The organism is Frankia sp. AgPm24 (genome assembly GCF_023243055.1).
GTDB lineage: Bacteria > Actinomycetota > Actinomycetes > Frankiales > Frankiaceae > Frankia > Frankia umida.
On sequence record NZ_JALKFW010000002.1, the window covers coordinates 118928 to 140412 of the forward strand.

Annotated in this window: 15 protein-coding genes; 13 read left to right on the forward strand and 2 right to left on the reverse strand. The window is 72.0% G+C overall.

The window, feature by feature from the left end; translation table 11 throughout:
- The first annotated feature begins 7 nt into the window (after positions 1–7).
- The gene (locus tag MXD61_RS01360) at positions 8–448 is read left to right on the forward strand and encodes a hypothetical protein (RefSeq protein WP_248810977.1); all 441 of its coding nucleotides are present in this window, start codon (positions 8–10) and stop codon (positions 446–448) included.
- 471 nt (positions 449–919) lie between these two features.
- On the opposite strand, the gene MXD61_RS01365 is transcribed toward MXD61_RS01360, so the two are convergent.
- A complete protein-coding gene (locus MXD61_RS01365; RefSeq protein ID WP_248810979.1) occupies positions 920–1327 on the reverse strand; it encodes a DUF5318 family protein in 408 nt (135 codons plus the stop codon).
- A gap of 442 nt (positions 1328–1769) precedes the next feature.
- Here MXD61_RS01365 and MXD61_RS01370 point away from each other — a divergent pair, with 442 nt between their 5' ends.
- The 3 genes from MXD61_RS01370 (at position 1770) to MXD61_RS01380 (ending at position 5261) form a co-directional block, all read left to right on the forward strand.
- Entirely contained in the window at positions 1770–2495 is a 726-nt protein-coding gene (locus MXD61_RS01370) for a PadR family transcriptional regulator (RefSeq protein ID WP_225438128.1), read from the forward strand.
- 119 nt (positions 2496–2614) lie between these two features.
- Positions 2615–3688 carry an inositol-3-phosphate synthase gene (locus tag MXD61_RS01375; RefSeq protein WP_248810981.1) on the forward strand — a complete coding sequence of 358 codons (1074 nt, stop codon included), beginning with the start codon at positions 2615–2617 and terminating at the stop codon, positions 3686–3688.
- Positions 3689–3887: 199 nt separating this feature from the next.
- Positions 3888–5261, forward strand: a complete 1374-nt coding sequence (locus tag MXD61_RS01380; RefSeq protein ID WP_248810983.1) for an MFS transporter — start codon at positions 3888–3890, stop codon at positions 5259–5261.
- Between the two features lie 33 nt (positions 5262–5294).
- Here the strand turns inward: MXD61_RS01380 and MXD61_RS01385 are convergent, their stop codons facing one another.
- Positions 5295–6776 (reverse strand): CCA tRNA nucleotidyltransferase, encoded by a 1482-nt coding sequence (locus MXD61_RS01385; protein ID WP_248810985.1) that lies wholly within the window; start codon positions 6774–6776, stop codon positions 5295–5297.
- 110 nt (positions 6777–6886) lie between these two features.
- Between MXD61_RS01385 and MXD61_RS01390 the strand changes: the two genes are divergently transcribed.
- The 9 genes from MXD61_RS01390 to MXD61_RS01430 all read left to right on the forward strand — a co-directional run bounded on the left by MXD61_RS01390 (position 6887) and on the right by MXD61_RS01430 (position 21462).
- Positions 6887–7357: an NUDIX hydrolase gene (locus MXD61_RS01390; RefSeq protein ID WP_248810987.1), complete on the forward strand. Its 471-nt coding sequence runs from the start codon at positions 6887–6889 to the stop codon at positions 7355–7357.
- Entirely contained in the window at positions 7354–10134 is a 2781-nt protein-coding gene (locus MXD61_RS01395) for a DUF6049 family protein (protein ID WP_248810989.1), read from the forward strand. Before MXD61_RS01390 ends, MXD61_RS01395 begins: the two co-directional genes overlap by 4 nt.
- On the forward strand, positions 10131–13073 hold the full coding sequence (gene murJ, locus MXD61_RS27445; RefSeq protein WP_248810991.1) for a murein biosynthesis integral membrane protein MurJ: 2943 nt from the start codon (positions 10131–10133) through the stop codon (positions 13071–13073). The genes MXD61_RS01395 and murJ overlap by 4 nt, the downstream gene beginning before the upstream one ends.
- Positions 13074–13436: 363 nt before the next feature.
- Positions 13437–15431 carry a protein kinase family protein gene (locus MXD61_RS01405; RefSeq protein WP_248810993.1) on the forward strand — a complete coding sequence of 665 codons (1995 nt, stop codon included), beginning with the start codon at positions 13437–13439 and terminating at the stop codon, positions 15429–15431.
- A gap of 276 nt (positions 15432–15707) precedes the next feature.
- The gene (locus MXD61_RS01410) at positions 15708–17015 is read left to right on the forward strand and encodes a hypothetical protein (protein ID WP_248810995.1); all 1308 of its coding nucleotides are present in this window, start codon (positions 15708–15710) and stop codon (positions 17013–17015) included.
- Positions 17016–17230: 215 nt separating this feature from the next.
- The gene (gene trxB, locus MXD61_RS01415; protein WP_374628250.1) at positions 17231–18301 is read left to right on the forward strand and encodes a thioredoxin-disulfide reductase; all 1071 of its coding nucleotides are present in this window, start codon (positions 17231–17233) and stop codon (positions 18299–18301) included.
- A 118-nt stretch (positions 18302–18419) separates the two neighbouring features.
- Positions 18420–18746 carry a thioredoxin gene (gene trxA / locus MXD61_RS01420; protein WP_163547971.1) on the forward strand — a complete coding sequence of 109 codons (327 nt, stop codon included), beginning with the start codon at positions 18420–18422 and terminating at the stop codon, positions 18744–18746.
- 335 nt (positions 18747–19081) lie between these two features.
- Positions 19082–20416, forward strand: coding sequence for an N-acetylmuramoyl-L-alanine amidase (locus MXD61_RS01425; RefSeq protein WP_248810997.1), 1335 nt, complete (start codon positions 19082–19084; stop codon positions 20414–20416).
- A 407-nt stretch (positions 20417–20823) separates the two neighbouring features.
- Positions 20824–21462: a GNAT family N-acetyltransferase gene (locus MXD61_RS01430; protein ID WP_248810999.1), complete on the forward strand. Its 639-nt coding sequence runs from the start codon at positions 20824–20826 to the stop codon at positions 21460–21462.
- Positions 21463–21485 lie beyond the last annotated feature (23 nt).

Below are 21485 nucleotides of genomic sequence, written 5' to 3' on the forward strand. Positions count from 1 at the left end.
CGGTGCCGTGCGCCCCGGGACCCAGCCTCCCCGCGAGCCAGGCGGCAGGGATCTCTCCCGGGCCGCCGACCCGGACGGCACCGGCCCCGGCGACGATGACCCGGGCGACGATGACCCGGGCGACGGCGACCGCCCAGGCGATGGCGATGGCGGCAGCGGCGGCAGCGGCAGCGGCGGCAGCGGCGGCAGCGGCGGCAGCGGCGGCAGCGGCAGCGGCGGCCGCGACAGTCGTGGCTCGGAGGTGGACGGCACCGGGCCGCCGGTCGATGACACCGGCCGCACCGAAGCGGGTGGCCCGGACGCGCCGCGGGCATCCCCGCCAGCAGCGGCTCGGACGGTCGGGGGGACCAGCGCGGTGCGCTCCGCTGGCGGCGCGACCGGACGGCTCGGCCGGGCGGGTCGCTCCCCACGGGCCGGCCGGGCTCCATCGCGATACTGCGCGGGATAGGACTGCCCCGGCGCGGGCGAACGGTCCGGCGCAGGCCCGCTGTCCGGGGGAAGCGGGCGGTCCGGGGGAAGCGGGCGGCGGGGCGGGGGTGCTCCGTCGCCGGGCAGGGGTCGGTCCGCGTCGGGCCGATAGGCACTCGGGTCGTGGGGAGAGCTCACCGACCGCTCCATCCATTGCTACGGGCCTGCTCGGCTACCGGACCCCCCCGCGGGCGTTCACCAAGCGGACCACGGCACTGGACCACACGCGGATTGCGCGGACTCTGGACACGCCGTGACGCCCACATGGCAGACCAGGATCTCACGTCAGATTCCACCCTCTCGCGCCGGGCGGCCGAGCGGCCTGACCCGATCAGGCACCCGCGGTCCCCCGTCTGGAGTGCAGACGCCCGAGGCGACCGCCGGGTTGCGGACGGACAGGCGCGGTACGCCAGGGTGAACCGGCTGGTGGGAAGGAGGAGAGGGTGGTGGCTCAGGGGTCGGCGGCCTGGCGGCGCGAGGCCCGCCTGGCCTTCGGTTCGCCGGTGCCGATCGCGTAGGACAGGGTCAGATGGTTCCACCCACATGGGCGGCACACCTCGACCACATACACCTGTAGCTCGCTGTAGCGGGCCGCGAGCGCGGGTAGCTCCCGGGTGGCCCGGGCCCGACCGGAGCTGTCGCCGAGCTCGTCACCGTAGGTGTAGGTGACGTGGATCAGCTTCTCGCCGCAGCGACAGACCGGGCACGGCTTCTTCGTCGGTTCGCCGTGGAACTTCGCCGCACGCAGCAGGTAGGGCTGCGCATCGCACACGTCGAGCGAGGAGAGTCTGCCCGCTCGAAGGTCCGCGAGCGTCGCCCGGCGGGCGAGCGCGTAGTCGATGACCGACCGCGACCGCATGTTCCAACGGTACGCCGCGGACGTCCGGCTGGCAGACGCTCCAGACAGATCGGCATCGAACGGAACGGCTCCGCGAGGGCTTCGAGGGATGCCCCGCCGGAGGGACGTCGGAGGCGGCCGCCGTCCCTCCGATCGCCGTGTCCGGCGGCCGGGTGAACGGGTGGCCGACCTGAGGCGAACAGGCCACTGTGACCCGAATTACGCCCCTCGCGGTCATCTCCGCGTCGCCGGTTGGTCATTTCTGGTTGCGGTAGTCGTCCGTAGACGTCTATCCTCGATGTATCGCTTCGATATGTCGGGGCGACATTCGCACGGCCATAACAAAGATCGCGAACGTCTGACAGGGCCATCAGCGCAGGGACCAGCACGAGCAAGAAGGACCAGAACGAGCACGACCGCCTGAACCAGGGCGCGACCGCAGACACGATCAGGGAGGTGGGCCGTGCTGGAGTTGGCGGTGCTCGCCCTCCTGTCCGAAAGCTCGATGCACGGCTACGAGCTGCGCAAGCGGCTCGCCGCTCTGCTGGGCGCGTTCCACCGGTTCAGCTACGGGTCGCTCTATCCGTGTCTGCGCCGCCTGGCCGAGTCCGGGTACGTGACCGCCGACGATGTCGGGGCGTCCACCCGGCTGGGCGGGCGCAGCCGGGTCGTCTACACACTTACCGGCGAGGGCAAGGAGAAGCTCGCCGAACTGCTCGGTGAGGGTGGGCCGTCCTCCTGGGAGGACGAGATGTTCGGTGTGCGGTTCGCCTTCTTCGCGAAGACGGACGCCGCCGTGCGCCTGCGCATCCTGGAAGGTCGCCGGGGGCGTCTCGAGGAGCGCCGGGAGAAGGTCCGCTCGGCGTTGACCCGCACCGTCGAACGGTTCGACAGCTACACCCTCGAGTTGCAGCGCCACGGCCTCGAGTCGGTGGAACGCGAGGTCCGGTGGCTCAACGAGCTGATCGAGACGGAGCGGGCCGCCACCCCGGCCGCGGCCACGGTGAGCCCACAGTTGTCCACAGGATCCACAGGGTTGTCCACAGGCTCATCCACAGTGGCGACTCCCCCGGTCACGGAGGGTCCAGCCGCTGGCCAGCAACCAGCTTCCCCCACCCGGGATGACGGCGCACCGCTGACCAGCCCCGTCCCCAGCCCCCCGGACAACGAGGTCCCGGCCGGGTCGTGAGCAGCACCCCCGCGGGGCGTCCTGTCGACTCGGTCCAGTGGCCGGACGGCGCCGCGGTGACGCGGCATGCCCAGGTGATTCCCAGATCCGTATACATCGCAGCCAAGGAGTAGACCGTCATGGGTTCGGTACGTGTCGCCATCGTCGGCGTGGGCAACTGCGCAGCCTCGCTGGTCCAGGGGGTCGAGTACTACCGCGACGCCGACCCGTCGACGCCGGTCCCCGGCCTGATGCATGTTCAGCTCGGCGAGTACCACGTGAGCGACCTGACCTTCGTCGCCGCGTTCGACGTGGACGCGAAGAAGGTCGGTCGCGATCTGTCCGAGGCCATCGTCGCCAGCGAGAACAACACCATCAAGATCGCGGATGTGCCGCCGCTGGGTATCACCGTCTCCCGCGGCCACACCCTGGACGGCCTGGGCCGCTACTACCGCGAGACGATCGAGGAGTCCGACGAGGTCCCGGTGGACGTCGTCGCCACGCTGCGCGAGAGCCAGGCCGACGTGCTGGTCTGCTACCTGCCGGTCGGCTCCGAGAACGCGGCCAAGTTCTACGCCCAGTGCGCGATCGACGCGGGTGTCGGCTTCATCAACTGCCTGCCGGTCTTCATCGCCGGGGTACCCGAGTGGGCGGAGAGGTTCCGGGCGGCCGGCGTGCCGATCGTCGGCGACGACATCAAGTCGCAGGTCGGCGCCACCATCACGCACCGGGTGCTGGCCAAGCTGTTCGAGGACCGCGGGGTCATCCTGGACCGCACCATGCAGCTCAACGTCGGCGGCAACATGGACTTCAAGAACATGCTCGAGCGTGAGCGCCTCGAGTCCAAGAAGATCTCCAAGACCCAGGCCGTCACCTCCCAGGTCTCCCACGACCTCGGCAAGGACAACGTCCACATCGGGCCGTCCGACTACGTGGCGTGGCTCGACGACCGCAAGTGGGCCTACGTCCGGCTGGAGGGTCGTGCGTTCGGCGACGTCCCGCTGAACCTGGAGTACAAGCTCGAGGTCTGGGACTCCCCCAACAGCGCCGGTGTGGTCATCGACGCGGTGCGCTGCGCCAAGATCGCCCTGGACCGCGGGGTCGGCGGGCCGATCCTGTCCGCCTCGTCCTACTTCATGAAGTCGCCGCCGGAGCAGTACCGCGACAGCGAGGCGCACGACAAGGTCGAGGCCTTCATCCGGGGCGAGATCTGAACCAGCCGGCAGTCGCGGTCTCCACGCGAACAGAGCGTCCGCGCAGGCCGGGGGCCTGAGCGGGGGATCTGAGCGGGGGCCCGATCGGGCCTGACACGCGGGCGGCACGAGACCGTACCCAGGTGGGATCACACGGATCCCGACCCGGGTGCGGGACCGTGCCGCCCGCGTTGTTCGTGGGGGCCCTAGGCTGACGGATGTGGGATGGTCAGCGAACCTCCGGGCGTTGCTCGGTGACCGTGGGTTCCGGATGCTGTACGCAGCCCGGCTCACCTCCCAGGCGGCGGACGGTGTCTTCCAGGCCAGCCTGGTCAGCTATGTGTTGTTCTCCCCCGAACGGGCCACGTCCGCGGGGGCGCTGGCCGCCTCGCTCGCGGTCGTGGTGCTGCCCTTCAGCGTCGTCGGCCCGTTCGCCGGCATCGTGCTGGACCGCGTCTCCCGCCAGCGGGTGCTGGTCGTGTGCTCCCTGGTCCGGATGCTGCTGATGGCCGTCCTGGTGGCGCTGATCGCGTTCGGCCACACCGGGGCCGACTTCTACGTGGTGGCCCTGGCCTCGGTCAGCGTCAACCGGTTCGTCCTGTCCGCGCTGTCGGCGGGGCTGCCCGTCGTCGTGGGCCTCGACCGGCTGGTCGGGGCGAACGCGCTGTCGGTCACCTCCGGCACGATCGCGACGCTCGTCGGCGCGGGTATCGGCAGTGGCCTGCGTGGCCTCGCCGGCGGGGACGACTCCGCGGTGGCGCTGGTGGCGGGCCTGGCCGGCCTCGCCTATCTGCTGGCCGCGACGACCGCGGGCCGCTCGTCACGCACGGCGTTCGGCCCCATGGTCACCGTCGGCTGGCAGGGCGCCTGGCGGCAGACCGGCGTCGTCCTCGCGGACCTCGCCGACGGTGCGCGCTACCTGGCAGGTCATGGTCCGGCCCGCCGGGCGCTCAGCGCGCTGACCGCCTCCCGGGCCGCCTACGGCCTGGTGCTCGTCATGACAGTGCTGCTCTACCGCAACCACTTCACCGGGGACACCGGCGGACTACCCGGGCTCGCCGCGGTCGTCGCCGCCAGCGGTGTCGGCACCATCACCGCGGCCGTGGTGACCCCACGGGCCACCGCCCGGATGCCGAAGTCGAGCTGGCTGTCGCTGTCGCTGGTGTTCGGCGGGATCGTCGAGATCGTGTTCGGGCTGTCGTTCTCCTCGGTGCCGCTCATCATCGCCGGCGCGCTGATCGGGTTCTCCGCCCAGGCCAGCAAGATCTGCGTGGACACCATCGTCCAGGAGCAGACCGCCGATGCCTACCGCGGCCGCGCGTTCTCCCTCTACGACCTGCTGTTCAACGTCGCGTTCGTGGCCGCGGCGGCCGTCGCCGCCATCCTGCTGCCCGATGACGGGCGCTCACCCGCCGTGGTCGTCATCGCCGGCGCGGGCTACGCCCTGTCCGGGCTGGTCTACTACCGGGTGACCCGCCGCCACCCCGAGGAACAGGTCATCCACGCCGTCGGCGCGCCGCCACCGGCATCGGCGGTGCCACCCGCCCAGACCGGCCCCCCGCTCGCCCAGGGCCGCGTCCAGGGCCAGGCCTAGGCCGGAGCCCGAGCCGGGCCCCGGCACGCCGGACTACTCCTGCTCGCCCGGGATCGCCACCTCGTGCTCCCGCGCCCAGCGCAGCAGCTCGGCCTCGGCCGCCTCCGGTCCGACCAGCCCGCGTTCGAAGCGGAACTCCAGCATGTGCGCGCGGGCCTGACCCACCAGCCGGGACGGGGACAGCCCGAGCAGGGCCATGATGTCGTCCCCGGACAGCTCCGGACGGATCGAGGCGATCTCCTCGCGCGCGGAGAGGTCGGCTATCCGCTCCTCAAGGGAGTCGTAGGTGCGGGCCAACGCCGCCGCCTTGCGCCGGTTACGGGTGGTGCAGTCCGACCGCACCAGCTTGTGCAGCTGGCCCAGCAGGGGCCCGGCGTCGTGCACGTACCGGCGCACGGCCGCGTCCGTCCAGTCGCCGCTGCCGTAGCCGTGGAAGCGCAGGTGCAGGTAGACCAGCTGGCAGATCGCGTCGGTGACGTCCTTGGGGAAGTGCAGCGCGGCGAGCCGGCGCCGCGCCATGTCCCGCCCGACGACCTCGTGGTGGTGGAACGACACCCGTCCACCGGGGATGTGTTTGCGGGTGCGCGGCTTGCCGATGTCGTGCAGCAGCGCCGACCAGCGCAGCACCTCGTCCGGCGCACCGGGCTCCTCGCACGTCATCGCCTGACGCAGCACCGTCATCGTGTGCGCGTAGACGTCCTTGTGCTGGTGATGCTCGTCGATCTCCATCCGCATCGCCGCCACCTCGGGCAGGACTATCTCGGCGATCCCGACCTCGACCAGCCGCTCGAGCCCGGCCACCGGGTCGGCGGCGACGATCAGCTTGCGCAGCTCGTCCCGGACACGTTCGGGGGAGACGATCGTGAGCCGCTGTGCCCGCGACCGCATCGCCTCGACCAGCTCCGGCCCCGGGGTCAACCCCAGCACCGCCTCGAACCGCGCGGCCCGCAGAATCCGCAGCGGGTCGTCGTCGAAGGACGCCTCCGGGCTCGCCGGGGTGCGCAGCACGCCACGGGCGAGGTCGGCCATCCCGCCGAACAGGTCGACGAAGTCGTGTTCCGGGACGGAGACCGCCATCGCGTTGACGGTGAAGTCCCGCCGCGACAGGTCCGCCTCCAGGCTGTCGCCGTAGCTGACCTGCGGGTTGCGGGAGGTGCGGTCGTACGCCTCACTGCGGTAGGTGGTGATCTCGAAGCGCAGGCCGCGCCGGGCCAGGCCCACCGTGCCGAAGGCGATCCCCGCGCTCCAGGTCGCCTCCGCCCACCCGCGGGTGATCTCCAGCACCCGCTCCGGGCGTGCGTCGGTGGCGAAGTCGAGATCCGCCGGGACCTTGGCGGCCACACCCTCGGCACTGGTGCGGCCCAGCAGGGCGTCGCGCACCGAACCACCGACGAGATGCAGCCGGTGGCCATGATCGGCAAATATCCGCCCGAGCTCGTCGGCGGCCGGCGGCACCCTCAGCAGCTCACTCACCACCCGTTCGGCCGAGTCCCGCGGGTTGTCCAGACTGATCACTGACACCCCATCAGATTACGGGGTCCACCGCGGTGCGCCTGGTACGCGAAAGGTGGACGCCTCGGGCACTCGCCCCGGCTCGACGGCACCAGCCTCGTACGATCAAACGCATGCCGCCGTCGCGTTCCGCCCCCGGCCGCACTCGGCTGCGCCGGGTGGAGGAGACCTCCGCGGGCGGCCTTATCCTCGACCAGCGGTCGGCCAACGCCTATGCCGCGTTGATCGGCCGCCTCGACCGATCCGGGCGGATGTTGTGGTCGCTGCCCAAAGGGCACATCGAGGCTGGTGAGACAGCCGAACAGGCCGCCGTGCGGGAGGTCGGGGAGGAGACGGGCCTGACCGGCCGCATCCTCGGACGCCTCGGCACGATCGACTTCTGGTTCGTCGCCGGAGGGGCACGCATCCACAAGACCGTGCACCACTTCCTGCTGGTCCGCCTGTTCGGCTCGCTGTCGGACACCGACGTCGAGGTCGACGCGGTCACCTGGGTACCCCTGATCGAGGTCGCCGACCGGCTCGCCTACGCCGACGAGCGCCGTCTGCTGGACGAGGTGCCCATCGTGCTGGCCGCGACGGCATGACCCGCGGCACGACGGCCCCCGCGCCGGGTCCCGAGCCATCCGGCGACGGTCGGGCACCGGGTGCCAGCCAAGCCCGGTGGACGGCGGACGCCAGCCGGGCCGGGCGGGGTCGGGCGGGGCACCGGCTGGTGCTCGCGCTCGCCGTGCTCGTCCTCGTCGTCCTGGTGGAGCTGCTGCCCGGGTCGGCGGCCACCGCCGAGCCGGCTCGTCCGACCGACGGCACCGATTCATCCACAGGAATCTCGGGGCTGTCCACACCTTCGTCCACAGGACGATCCGGCTCATCGACCTCGGCCGTGCCGATCGCGACGACGATCACCTCGTCGTCGTCCTCCGATCCGGCCGGCCCGATCACGGTCACCATCACGGAGGTGACGCAACCGGTCGCCGGCGGCTCCACCGTCGCGGTGTCCGGCACCCTCTCCACGTCGTCCACGGAGCCGATCAGCGACCTGTGGATGAGCATCTCCCTCAGCACCGCGGTGCAGTCCCGCGGCCAGTTGGCCACCCTCGCCGGCGACGCCCGCGCGGCCGCCGGGCACAGCCGGTACGAGAAGCTGAGGCTGCCCAACGGCGAGACCGCCCAGTCGCTGACCGACCCGCCCGTGCGGGGCGCGAGCCCGGTGCCCTTCCAGATCACCGGTGATCTGGGCACCACGGCGGCCACGAACATCGGGGTGTACCCCCTGCAGATCAGGGTCTCGAGCCTGGTGGGCGCGCGAACGGTGACCGCCGCGGCCTACTCCTTCGTCGTGCGTTCGCGGCCCACCGCGGTGCGCACCCCGGTCGCGGTCGTGCTACCGATCGCCGACCGCCCCCGGCTGCGCTCGGACGGCCTGCTCACCGACAACCAGCTCGCCACCGATGTGAGCCCGACCGGCCGGCTGTCCCGGCTGCTGGACGCGGCCACCGCCCACCCGCCGGTCACCCTCGCCGTCGATCCGACGCTGGTCCAGGAACTCATGCTGATGAGCCGTTCGCAGGGGTACGCGTACGCCAGCCCCGGCTCCACCTCCGGCGTCACGGCGAGGACCAACGGCGACGCGAGCTACTTCCTGCGCCGGCTGGCCGACTACGCGGCCGCCGGCGGCTCGGTGATCGCGCTGCCCTACGGCGACGCGGACCTGGCCGCCCTCGTCCACGCCCGGAAGCTGGACATCGTGAACTACGCCGTCAAGACTGGCGAGACCGTGGTGGCCGAACTCGTGTCCCGGCAGCCCCAGGCGGCCGGTGCCGTCACCTACCCGGTGAACGGCCAGGCCGACTCCCAGACCGTGGACGTGCTGGGCCAGCTGAAGGCGGGCACCGTGCTGCTCGATGACCGGGAGTTCCCCCTCGTCGCCGGGCGCAGGTACACCCCGGCCGCCGCCGTCACCGTCACGACCTCCGCCGGCCCCGTCCGCGCGCTGCGCGCCGACCACACCCTCACCGCGCTCGCCGGCGCCTACACCGCGAGCACCGTCGACCCGACCGCCGGCGCGCAGCTCGCCCGCTTCGCCGCCGAACTCGGCATGATCTGCGCGGAGAACCCGACCCCGCGCCCCCAGGTGCTGATCCTGCCGCGGGACTGGAACGCCCCCGGCACCTGGGCCGAGCAGGTCCTCGGCGCCGTGACCAGCACCGCCACCGCGCCGACCACGCTGGACGACCCCGCCTTCACCCCCACCGCCCAGGCCGTCCTGCCGGTCTCCCGGCTCGTCTACTCCGCGGATGCCCATAGCGCCGAACTGCCCGCGAGCTACCTGGACTCGGTCAGCACCGTCTGGTCGCAGGCCCAGGCGCTCGGCCCCGTGCTCTGCGCCCCACCCAGGGCGACGTCCACCTGCGCCGAGCGGGAGATCAACCCGATGACCAACGCACTCGTCACAGCGAGCTCCGTGTGGTGGCGTGGGGCGGGCAGAGTGGACGGCGTGTCCCTGAGTCAACAGGTGGACGGTGCCGTCAGCGCCATCCGCAACGGCATTCGGGTCGTCGCCTCCCGCAGCGTCAATCTGACCAGCCGGCACGGACTCGTCCCCCTCACCCTGGAGAACACCACCCAGCGTGAGGTGACCGTCGTGCTGATGTTCTCCTCGACCAACCGGGCGCGGCTGCGTTCACCCGTGCGGCAGGTCCGCGTGCTGCCACCCGGGCAGAAGGCTCAGATCGAGTTCGAGGTGGACGCCGAGGGAGCGGGCACGTTCCTGCTGGAGATCGATCGACGCAACCTCGACGGCCAGCGACTGTCCACCGAGCCACCGACCCGGGTCCTGGTTCGCTCCACCGTGTACGGCGCGATCGCCACCGGCATCACGTTCGTCGCGATCGGTCTGCTGGGCCTGGCCGTCCTGCTGCGCTTCGCCCGCCGCCTGCGCCCCAGCGCGCGCCGCCACCGACCGGACCCCACGCCGGACGCCTCCCTGCCGCCCCATGACCCGTACGATCCGGTCGACTCGCCGGCGCTGGCCGACCAGTACCGGCCCGCCGACCAGAATCCACCGTCCGATCGGCACCACCCGGTCGGACGGCACGATCCGGCCCCCACGGACGAGTGGGCCCCCGCGTACCCCGCTCCCGCGGGGTACGACCCGGGTCATGGGTACAGCACGACGCAGCTGGACGGCCCCGAACCCGGCCACGTCCCCACGCGCGGCCCGGCCCAGCCGGCCCGGGACGTCGACCCCCGCCGCGAGCTTCGGCCAGCCCACCACGGCGGCCCGGCTCCGGTGAACCCCGTCGATCAGCCCTATGACCGATCGGCCGCTCCCCCGCCCCGTCACCAGCGGAGCGACCCGTGACCACCCCCGAGGACGATCCCCGACCGGACACCCGGTCAGGCCCACCGTCCGGCCCCCGACACCGACGGGGCAACACGGCCCCCGGCCACGCCCGTACCGCCCCGGACGGCCACCGTGCGCCCGACCACGACCCGTCGGATCGCGGCGACCGGCCCGGCCGGTACGCCGACCCCGCCCGCTACGGCGACCCCACCGGCTACGCCGACCCCGGTGGATACGGCGATCCCACCGGCTACGGCGACCCTGGTGGATACGGCGACCCCGGCGAGACGCGCCGGTACGACCGGGAGCCCACCCCGCCGCCCGGCTACGACCCTCCGCGCCGACCCGGCGGCGACGTCGAACCCGAACACTGGTCGGGCGCGCGCGATGACACCGGGCGTGCTGACGCTGATCCCTGGGTCGGCGCGGGCAACACGACCCGGCGGCTACCGACCCCACCCCGCACCCCCCCGCCCAGTGTGCCGCCGCCGTCGGAGACAGGGCTGATCCGGCCGGGTTCAGGGCTACCTGGCACCTCGCGGCCGGAACACGGACCGCCCGGCCCACCACCACCGGCCTCCAACCCGCCCGCGACCGAGCAGCCGGACCGCGGCGGACGCCCCCGGCGGCCTCCCGCCGAGCGTCGCCGCCCCTCACTCGGCGAGTCGCGCCCCACCGTGGCGCTGCCGCGCAGCAACGTACGACGCATCCCGCCGAACCGCCCGGACCGGGCGGACCGGGCGGACCGGGCGGACCGGCGGGGGAGTGACCCACAGTCGACCGGCTGGCGGGAGTCGCGGGACGGCCAGCCACAACCGCGGCGGCCGCACCAGGACCCCCGTCCACAACCCGAACGACGCGACAGGCGCGGCGTCGAGGGACGCGGCCGGCCCGACCGCGACCGGCCCGAACGGCCCGACAGGCGCGGCGTCGACGACGTCAGCGGCGGTTCCCGCGTCCGCATGCCCACTCCCCGCGACCAGGGCCGTCCCGACGACCGCGCCGACCCACGGGACCGGCCCCGGCGGCGCCCGTCGCGGGAGGCCGACGCGGCGTCGACGGCGCTGCTGGGACGTTCCGGCGCCCCGCCGACCTCGGCGACCGTGCGCGGCCGACGCGGGCGTCCGAACGAGCCGGCGGGACGGTCACCGCGGTCGGCCCGCGAGTCCGCTCCCCCTCAGCCGTCCAGAACGGCCGCGGCCGCGAGCCGGACCGGCACCGCCCGCGGGACGAGCAAGCGGGGCAAGGCCGGGCCAAGCCTCGGCCAGGCCAGCGGGATCATGGCGATCGGCACGATCGCCTCCAGAGCCTCGGGTTTCCTGCGCACGGTCGCCATCGCCGCCGCGATCGGTACCGGCCCGGTCGGCGACGCCTACAACGTCGCCAACACCACCCCGAACATCCTGTACGACCTGCTCCTGGGTGGGATCCTGACCAGCGTCGTCGTCCCGGTGATGGTGCGCGCGGCGAAGGAGGACCCGGACGGCGGGGACTCGTTCGCGTCCTCGCTGCTCACCCTCATGATCCTCGGGCTTGGGGTCGCGACCCTGATCGGCATGGTGGCGGCGCCCTGGATCACCGACGCCTACCTGGACGCGAACCCGGCCGAGCAGGCGCTGGCCACCGACCTGCTGCGCTGGTTCCTGCCCCAGATCGTGTTCTACGGGATCGGGGCGACCATCGGGGCGATCCTCAACGTCCGGCGTTCGTTCGCCGCGCCCATGTTCGCGCCGATTCTGAACAACGTGCTGGTCATCGCGACCTGCGTGACGTTCATCTACTTCGTGTCCGGTCCGCGCCCACCCGGGGTGAACGGTCCGAAGCAGATCACCGACACCCAGATCACCGTGCTCGCCGGCGGCACCACACTCGGCGTGGTCGCGATGACCCTCGCGCTGCTCCCCGCGCTGCGCAAGGTCGGTTTCCGGTATCGGCCGCGCCTGGACCTGCGGCATCCGGAGCTGCGTTCGGCGGCCCGGCTCGCCGCGTGGACGCTGCTGTTCGTCGTGGTCAGCCAGGCCGGCTATCTGGTGATCGTCAACCTGTCGACGGCGTCGACCGCGTACACGATCTACACCTACGGCTACCAGATCTTCCAGCTCCCCTACGCGATCATCGGCGTTTCGGTGATCACGGCGCTGCTGCCCCGGATGAGCGGGCATGCCGCGCAGGACCGCCGGGATCTGGTCCGCGCCGACATCTCCACCGCGACCCGGGTCGCGGCCACGGCGATCGTCCCGGCGGCGCTGTTCCTGCTGGCCCTGGGACGGCCGATCGCGGTGACGGTGTTCCACCACGGCGCGGTGAGCTACGGCGACGCGATCGCCATCGGCGACACGCTGAGCGCGTTCGCCCTGGCCCTGGTGCCGTTCTCGCTGTTCCAGGTGCAGCTGCGGGCCTTCTACGCCTACCAGGACAGCCGGACCCCGGCGCTGGTCAACATGGGCGTGGTCGCGGTGAACGTGCTCGGCGCCCTGATTCTCACGGTGGCGGTGCCCGAGAAGCACCGCGCACCCGCCCTCGCCCTGGCCTTCGCGACCGCCTACCTGGTCGGCCTCGCGGCGGCGACGACCCTGCTGCGCAGGCGTCTCGGTGGGATCGACGGCAACCGCACCGCCCGGGTGATCACGCAGGTGGCGGTCGCCGCCGGGCTCGGGGCGGTACTCGCGTCGCTGGTGGCCCGGGGCATCCGCGGTGTCATCGGCGACGGCTGGGCGCCCTCGGGCCTCGCCGTGGTCGTCGCCTGCACGCTCGGTGGCGCGCTGTTCCTCGCCGCCGCCGTGCGGATGAACATCCACGAGGTCAACGCCCTGCTGGCGGTCGTCCGTTCACGCCTGCGACCGCGCCGCTCCGGCGGTCGCTCCGGCGGTCAGTCCGCCGGTCAGTCCGCCGGTCAGTCCAGCGGTCAGCCCGCCGGTGGCCAGCAGCGGCGACGCGGCGGGAGCACTCCCCGATGACACCGGTGCCGCTCGGTACTGGCACCATCGGGCCGAACGGGTGTGGCCGGGCGGATCGGACCTGATCGGTCCCACCCGTCACGCCCGGTACACAAGGGCGAGTTGTCCCAAGACATGCGCGAGATCCTCCGGCCATCCTCGTACACTGGACACGCTGTGCGCGGGCCCCGCCCAACGTCGCCGGTGAACCAGGCGCAGTGTCCCGCCGGTAGCGTCGGTGGCGCCGCGAGGTGTGCCGCGCGGCGAGAAGCTGCGGGCGCTTTGCCCATGGTTGCGGCACTCTGGGCGGAACCCTGCCCGGGTGAGGTAGGGAAGCCCGACACCGGAAGTGTCCTCGTCGGGCCCGTGGACGACGGAGGCGCTGTGGTCGACGGAAGCAACCGACCTCAGGTCGGGGACGTCGACGACGGCCTGGCCACCAGCATCTCCGGCCCGCTCGGGGCCAGCACACCGGCGGGCACCGCGGTGCTCGCCGAGACCGTCCTGGACCGCCGCTACCGGCTGATGTCCGCGCTCACCACCCGCGGCCCGGTCACCCTGTGGCGGGGGGACGACAACGTGCTCACCCGGCCGGTCGCGGTGCGCATCGTCGAACACGACCAGCTCGCCCCGGGTGACGCGCCCCCCGGTGCCGATCACGAGCAGGCCGCCCGCCGGCTGCTCGCCGCGGCCATCAACTCCGGTCGGCTGGTGCATCCGGGGGCGGCGTCCACCTACGACGCCACCACGACGACCTCCGGGTCCCGGCGCATCTCCTACGTCGTCTCCGAATGGGTGGACGGGCGGACGCTGCGGCAGCTGACCGCGCAGGGTCCGCTGCGCCCGGAGCAGGCCGGCGCCGTGGTGCTCGCCGCCGCCCGGGTGATCGCCGCCGCCCACGAACGCGGCATCCACCACGGCGACCTCAACCCCGGCGACGTCATCGTCTCCAGCCACGGCACCGTCAAGATCATCGATCTGGAGATCGGGGGAGTGCTCGCCCAGCTCGAACGGGCCGGGCGGCCCTCGTCCAACGGCGATCACGCGGCGGCCCCCGAGGCTGGCGAGGCATCCGATCCGGAGGCCACGCAGGTGTCGGGCGCCCTCGGCCCGGACGGACCCGCCGAGGCCGCGGCGTCCGACCTGCGTGCCCTGGGTGGTCTGCTGTACGCGGGGCTGACCGGCCACTGGCCGCTGGGCAACGACCCGAGTCTGCCGGGGGCGCCGCTGTCCGGCGGCCGGCTGCGCACCCCCCGCCAGCTCACCCACACCGTTCCCCGCGATCTGGACGCCATCACCATGGCGGCACTGGGGGACGACCGGGCCGGCGAGCCGATCACCACCGCGGCGGAGCTGGTCGAGGAGCTGGAGTCGATCAACCCGGTCGACGCCGTGCTCGACACCGGCCTGATGAGCCTCGGCGACGCCCCGCCCAACACCGAGGCGATGGATGTCGACTCCTACGACTCCACCGGCTACCAGTCGGCGAACTACCCGTCGCAGAACCGCTACTCCGACACCACCGACTACCCGGGGCCCGGCCAGGACCGCCGGGGTGGGCGCTACGACGACCGCGGCGGCCGCTACGACGACCGCGGCGGCTACCAGGACGGCTCCCGCGGCGGGTTCGACACCCGCGGCGGCTACAACGAGCAGGGCTATCCGCCCGGGCGGGGCGGCTACCCGCCCAGCGACCGCCAGGGCTCCGGCCCGGGGCGTGACCGTGGGGGTCACTCCACCCGGGGTCCCGGCCGGTCAGGCTCGTCGCTGACCCGGCTGCTCCCCTGGATCGCGCTCGTCGTCATCCTGATCGTGATCGCCGTGGTGGCAGTGGTCGCACTCAACGGTGACAACGGCAAGGGTGGCCAGGTCTCCCCCACCTCGACCGCGCCAGGCCAGCTCGCCCCGACCGGCGATCTGATCAGGCCGGCGGTCGTCGACTCGTTCGATCCGAACTCCCAGGGACGCGACAAGACCGAGAAGCCGGGCGAGGTGAGGAACGCCACCGACGGCGACAAGGCGACCGTCTGGCACACCGAGAGCTACGTGTCCGCGCAGTTCGGTGGGCTCAAGCCCGGGGTGGGCCTGCGCTTCGACTTCGGCCAGGCGATCACACCGAGCAATGTGACGGTGCAGGTCGGCCCGGAGGGCCCGGTGTCGTTCGAGCTGCGCAGCGCGTCGGCCCAGTCCGACTCGATCGAGGGCTACCAGACCGTCGTGTCGCACTCCGCCTCCGCCTCCGATACCAGTGGCATGGTGCAGCTGCCGATGCCCTCCGACCTCAAGCCGGCCCGGTACTGGGTGCTCTGGCTGACCGCCCTTCCCGCCGCTGACGGCGGGTACCGAGGCTCGATCGCGGAGATCGCCTTCCACTCCTAGCCGCCTGCCCCGGCTCCTGTTCCCGGCTCGCTGGTAGTCCTGTTCTCCCGGCCACCGCCTGACCGTTTCCCGCCTGCCGCCTGGCCGTTCGCCGCCCGGCGGCTGGCCCTTCGCCGCGCCGTCCCATGTCCTGTGCGCTGCCCGGATGGGCGGCTTCGAGCCGCGCCGAACATGGGACGACCGGACGGACCGGGGAACCCGGGAGCGTCGTCCACCGTCTGGAAGGAAGGGGCAGCATGGCGCGGAGGGGTCCGCGGCCGGAGGAGGTGATCGTTGGTGGTGACGGATTCACAGGACGACCGGCCCCGGGCCGAGCCGGACCGGACGGCGTTCTCCCTGGGTCGTCCGCTGGCCCGCCGCGGTCGCGGCACCGACCGGCATCCGGATGTGGAGCTGCTCGACGCGTTCGCCGGCGGCGAGCCGGTTGCCCGTTCGGCCCGCGAACACATCGACGCCTGCCCAGCCTGCCGCGAGTCGGTGGCCGCGCTGCGTCGGGTCCGGGCCGAACTGTCCCAGCTCGCGGGGCTGACGATGCCCGGGGATGTCGCCGAGCGGATTCAGGCCACCCTCGCCCATCGTCTGCACACCTCGGTGCCACCCGTGCCGGAGCCGTCGGCGCCGACCGACGCGCGGTCCTGGCCGCCGGCCTCCGACCCGGCGAGCGAACGCCACGCCGCACAGGTCCCGATGCCGGCACCGCCGTTGGACACGCCCGATCCCGCCTCAGGCACCTCTGGGCCGGCTCCCGCCCGCCCCCTGGATCCGGCGGAGCCATCCACCCCGGCCGGGGCACCCCACCACACCGCCCGCCCGGTGCGGACCCGAACACCGCCGAAATGTGCGCCGCGCCGGCCGGCCGGCCAACGAGGCCCTGGCCGGCGGGCGGGCCTGTTGTGCGACCCGGCCTCCGGCCGACGTGACTGGATCTCCATCGCGGCGGTCTGCGTCGCCTTCGTCACCTTCGGCGCAGCTCTGTTTGCTCTGCGCGATCTACGCGGCGGCACCGCCTCGACGCTTCCCGAGGCCCGGGCCGCGCAGGAGCCAGGCGCCGACGCGGCGCCACCACCGATGACGATGGTGGCCAACAGCCGCGTGGCCGTGCTGCCCACCACCATCGTGCCTCACGGCGAAGCTCTGCTCGATGGCGGCATCACCGGTTCGATGGCCCTCGCCATGGGGCTGACCAGGGTGCCGACCATCGGCTCCGCCGCCCAGGCCGCCCAGGCCGCGCGCGCCGGGGTCGCCGACCCGCCGTTGGGAGTTCTCCGTTCCGGGCCCACCAGCGGTGCGCCCGGAGTCAACGCCACTGGTGTGCGGGTGCTGGCCACCACCGCCGCCGGTCGGCTGCGCGCACTGCTGGACACCCCCGATCTACGCACCTGCTACCAGAGCCTGCTGGCCCAGACGGGCGGGTCCATCCTCGGGATCGATCTGGTCCGCTACGACGGCCAGGCCGCCCTGCTGATCGTGCTGTCGGTCCCGAGCCAGCCTTCGCTGGGACGGCTGCTCGTCGTCGATGCCAGCTGCGGAATGACCCGTTCGTCGACAGCGCCGCTTTACAGTGTGATCGCCAAGCGCGAATAGCGTGGTGTCGATCACAGGCCTGCGCGGCGCGTGCGCCACCCGCGGGTGGACGATGGAATCAGATGCCGTGCAAGTCCGTTGTCGCTGTGGGACGCGGTCTCGCCGGACCAGGCCACCGACCAGTTCCCGAGAGACGACCGTGGCCGGTCGGCCTCGACGGGAACTGGTGGTTCGCCCCGGGCCTACCGGGATCACGCAGTGTGAGAGGAGCGGGTGTGACAGGCCAGCAGCAGGTCCAGAACGTCGGCAGCCAAGGCGGAGAGGCGTCCGCCGACGACGTGCGCGACGTCATCATCGTCGGGTCGGGGCCGGCAGGGTACACGGCCGCGATCTACACGGCCCGAGCCAACCTGCGGCCGCTCGTGTTCGAGGGCGCCATCACCGCTGGCGGTGCGCTGATGAACACCACCGAGGTGGAGAACTTCCCGGGTTTCCCGGAGGGCATCCAGGGCCCCGAGCTGATGGAAAGCCTGCGCAAGCAGGCCGAGCGGTTCGGCGCGGAGCTCGTGCCGGACGACGTCACCGAGGTTGACCTCGCCGCCACCCCGAAGATCGTCAAGGTGGAGGACCAGGTCTTCCGGGCCAGGACGGTCATCGTCGCCACCGGATCGGCCTACCGCAAGCTCGGCGTGCCGGACGAGGACCGCCTGCTCGGCCGCGGCGTGTCGGCCTGCGCGACCTGCGACGGCTTCTTCTTCCGCGACCAGGACATCGCGGTCGTCGGCGGCGGCGACTCGGCGATGGAGGAGGCGACCTTCCTGACCCGCTTCGCCCGCTCGGTGACGGTGATCCATCGGCGGGACAAGCTGCGGGCCAGCGCCATCATGCAGGAGCGCGCGTTCGCCAACGACAAGATCCGCTTCCAGTGGAACTCCGAGGTCACCGACCTGCTCGGCGCCGACAAGCTCACCGGCGTCCGCCTGCGTGACACCGTCACCGGCGAGACCGACGAGCTTCCCCTGACCGGCCTGTTCGTCGCTATTGGTCACGATCCGCGCACAGAACTCGTGCGTGGGCAGCTTGACCTGGACGACGACGGCTATGTCCAGGTCGCCCACCCCACCACCCACACCAACGTGGATGGCGTGTTCGCCTGCGGCGACGTCGTCGACCACACCTACCGGCAGGCGATCACCGCGGCCGGGACCGGCTGCTCGGCCGCCCTCGACGCCGAGCGCTTCGTCGCCGCCAGCGAGGGTCCGACCGAAAGCGCCGCGACCGCTTCCGCGGTGGCCGAGGTCCCCAGCGCGGCGGCACCCCGAGCCCCGCAGTCACAGCCGGCCTGACAGGCCCGTCCCACTTCCCGCCGCCCCACCCTGACCCGCGTTCTGCCCCACCATCGCACCCAGCACCACGCGAGCCACACCACCACCACGTTCACCAGAATCAGCAGGGAGATCAATAATGGCAGGCAGTACCGTTGTCGTCACTGACAACACCTTCGCGAGCGAGGTTCTCAAGAGCGAACTCCCGGTTCTGGTGGACTTCTGGGCCGAGTGGTGCGGTCCGTGCAAGATGGTCGCCCCGGTCCTCGAGGAGATCGCCAAGGAGCACGGCGACAAGCTGCGCATCGTCAAGCTCAACATCGACGAGAACCCGCAGACCGCGCGGAACTACCAGATCATGTCCATCCCGACCATGGCCGTCTTCGTGAAGGGCGAGGTCGACAAGAGCATCGTCGGCGCGAAGCCGAAGGCCGCGCTGCTGCGCGATCTCTCCGAGTACATCTGACCCACCGGCGCGCCGCGGGACCAGCGCCCCCGAGCAGGGGCTCTCCCGCGCGCGTCGAGCTTCATCGACGGCCCGCCGTGCCTCACCACCGGCGGGCCGTCGGCGTTCACCGACATGGACGGCACCTTCACCGCCTCTCCGACACCCCGCCCGCACCGGTCAGTGTCGGAGGTTCCCCTTCCTGGCAGGTCAGGACCGCATGGTCATGGCCTAGGCTTGAGATCCAGCAGATCCGGCATTCGTGGGTGGGGAGATCGGTCCATCGATGCGGTGGTTGCGAGCTGCGGTCTCATCCACATGCACGGTGAGGCGGCCTAGCTGAAGGGTTCATGGACGTGAAGCTGCTGCGGCTGGGAGACCAGGCTCCGATCATCGCCGAGGTTCGAGCGACCTTGACACACCTCGGATTCCTGCCGGCGACACCCCGACAGACCGGTGGACCGGTGGTGACCGGCGTTCTCCCCGGCGCTGCCGACCCAGGCTCATCGACCGACCCAGGCTCATCGACCGACACGGACTCATCGACCGACACGGTCCAGCCAGCTGACGCGGTGCCGTCCGGCTCGGTGGCGTCTGCGGTACCCGTGGACCCGTCCCCGGGCCAGCCGACCCCGCCGACGACGACAGCTCCACCCGGCACCCCGCCCGACCACTTCGATCGGACCCTCGACCGGGCGCTACGTGCCTTCCAGCAGAGCCGTGGTCTGTCCGTCGACGGCATCCTCGGTCCGGACAGCACCCGCGCGCTGGAGGAAGCCCGGCGCAACCTCGGCGACCGGCTGCTCTACCACAGCGCCGCGCACCCGTTTGTCGGTGACGATGTGGCGGCGCTCCAGGAGCGCCTGTCCAACATGGGATTCGATGTCGGACGCACCGACGGAATCTTTGGCCCACGCACCGAAGGCGCGGTGCGCGACTTCCAGCGCAACCGGGGCCTTCAGCCCGACGGCCGGTGCGGCCCGCAGACCCTGGGCGAGCTGACCCGCCTACGTCGCACGGTGACCGGCGGCCGTCCGGATGTCCTACGGGAGTCCGTGCGCCTGCTCGCCCGTGGTTCGTCCCTGCTCGGTGTCGTCATCGCCCTGGATCCCGGCCACGGCGGCGGCGACACCGGCATTGTCAGCAACGGGCTGTACGAGCGTGACCTCATGGCCGACCTGGCCGACCGGCTTTCGATCAGGCTCACCGACTCCGGCCTGGAGTCAGTCCTCATCCACGGTCCGGATGAATCCCTGACCGAACAGGAACGCGCGGTCCGTGCCAATTCCCTCGAGGCCGACCTGCTGATCTCCCTGCACGCCGACAGCAGCGACTCACCGCAGGCCCAGGGCATCTCGGCCTACTACTACGGGACGACCCGCGGATCGTCGGCAGTCGGTGAGCGCTTCGCGCAGCTCGTTCAGCGTGAGATCGTTTCGCGCACCGACATGCTGGACTGCCGAACTCACCCCAAGGCCTGGGATCTGCTCCGCCGGACCCGCATGCCCGCCGTCCGGCTGGACCTCGGCTATCTCACCAACGAACATGACGCCCAGGCGCTCGGGAGCGCACAGTTCCGCGCCGCGGTAGCCGAGGCAGTCCTGGCCGCGACGCAGCGCCTGTTCCTTCCGCCCGAACTCGACGCGCCCACTGGTCAGCTCCACGTCCCCCGCGTCGCCGGCCGGGCCTGAACGACAATCGCGCCCGTACGCCCACCTCGTCCCAGACGTCCACGCCCCGCCCGGTCCCGCGCCGCTCAGGCCGCTCCAGTCGGCCACGTTCGGCCGGCCACGTTCCGGTTCCCCCGCGCCATTCGGGCTCACAGCGGACCTCGCGCCGCCCTGACTCTCGACGCCCGAACTCACATCGCCGTATCTGCTGTCCCGGCGCTGATACCCCCCAAGGACCAGCGCCGATCGACGCACGTCGGCGGCGTTCCCGGCGAACTCGGCCGCGGCGGGGGAGAGTGGTTTCACGTGAAACTCCCCCGGCGGCCGGCCCGGGATCACGGCCGGTCCGCCTAGGCTGAGTCCCGTACGCTGCCGCCCATCAAGACCGGGGCGGTGGTCCCGAGGCCGACCACTGGAGAGCCTTTTCGATGAGCCGTCGCATCGCGAACATCACCTTGGACAACATCGACGACTTGCCGCTGCCCTGCCGTCGATGCGTGTTCTGGGAACTCGACCCGGTTGCCCGTAGCCGTGCCGAGGAGGCTGGCACCTCGGAGATCGAGAAGGAGGCATGGGTCTCGTCGGCGCTTCTCGAGTGGGGCAGTGTCGGAAAGATCGCTTATATCGAGGAAGTGCCAGCCGGCTTCGTCATGTTCGCGCCGCCGGCGTACGTTCCCAGATCTGCGGCCTTCCCGACCAGTCCGGTCTCGCCGGATGCCGTACTCCTCATGACCGCGCTCATCCTGGAGGAGTTCCAGGGCCAGGGCCTCGGCCGCATCCTCACGCAGGCAGTCGCGAAGGACATCCAACGCCGAGGGTTCAAGGCCGTGGAGGCATTCGGTGACGGCCAGAACTCGGGGGCCCGATGTGTGGTTCCGGCCGACTACCTGCTGTCCGTGGGATTCAAGACGGTCCGGCCACACCACCGGTGGCCCCGACTGCGCCTCGAGATCAAGAATGCCGTCAGCTGGCGTGAGGACGTGGAGGTCGCCTTGGAGCGCCTGCTCGGCTCGATGACTCCCGAGGGCGTGCTACGCAAGGTGAGTCAGGCGGGACATCCAGCCTGACCGACTCCGCATGCCGGCCGCAC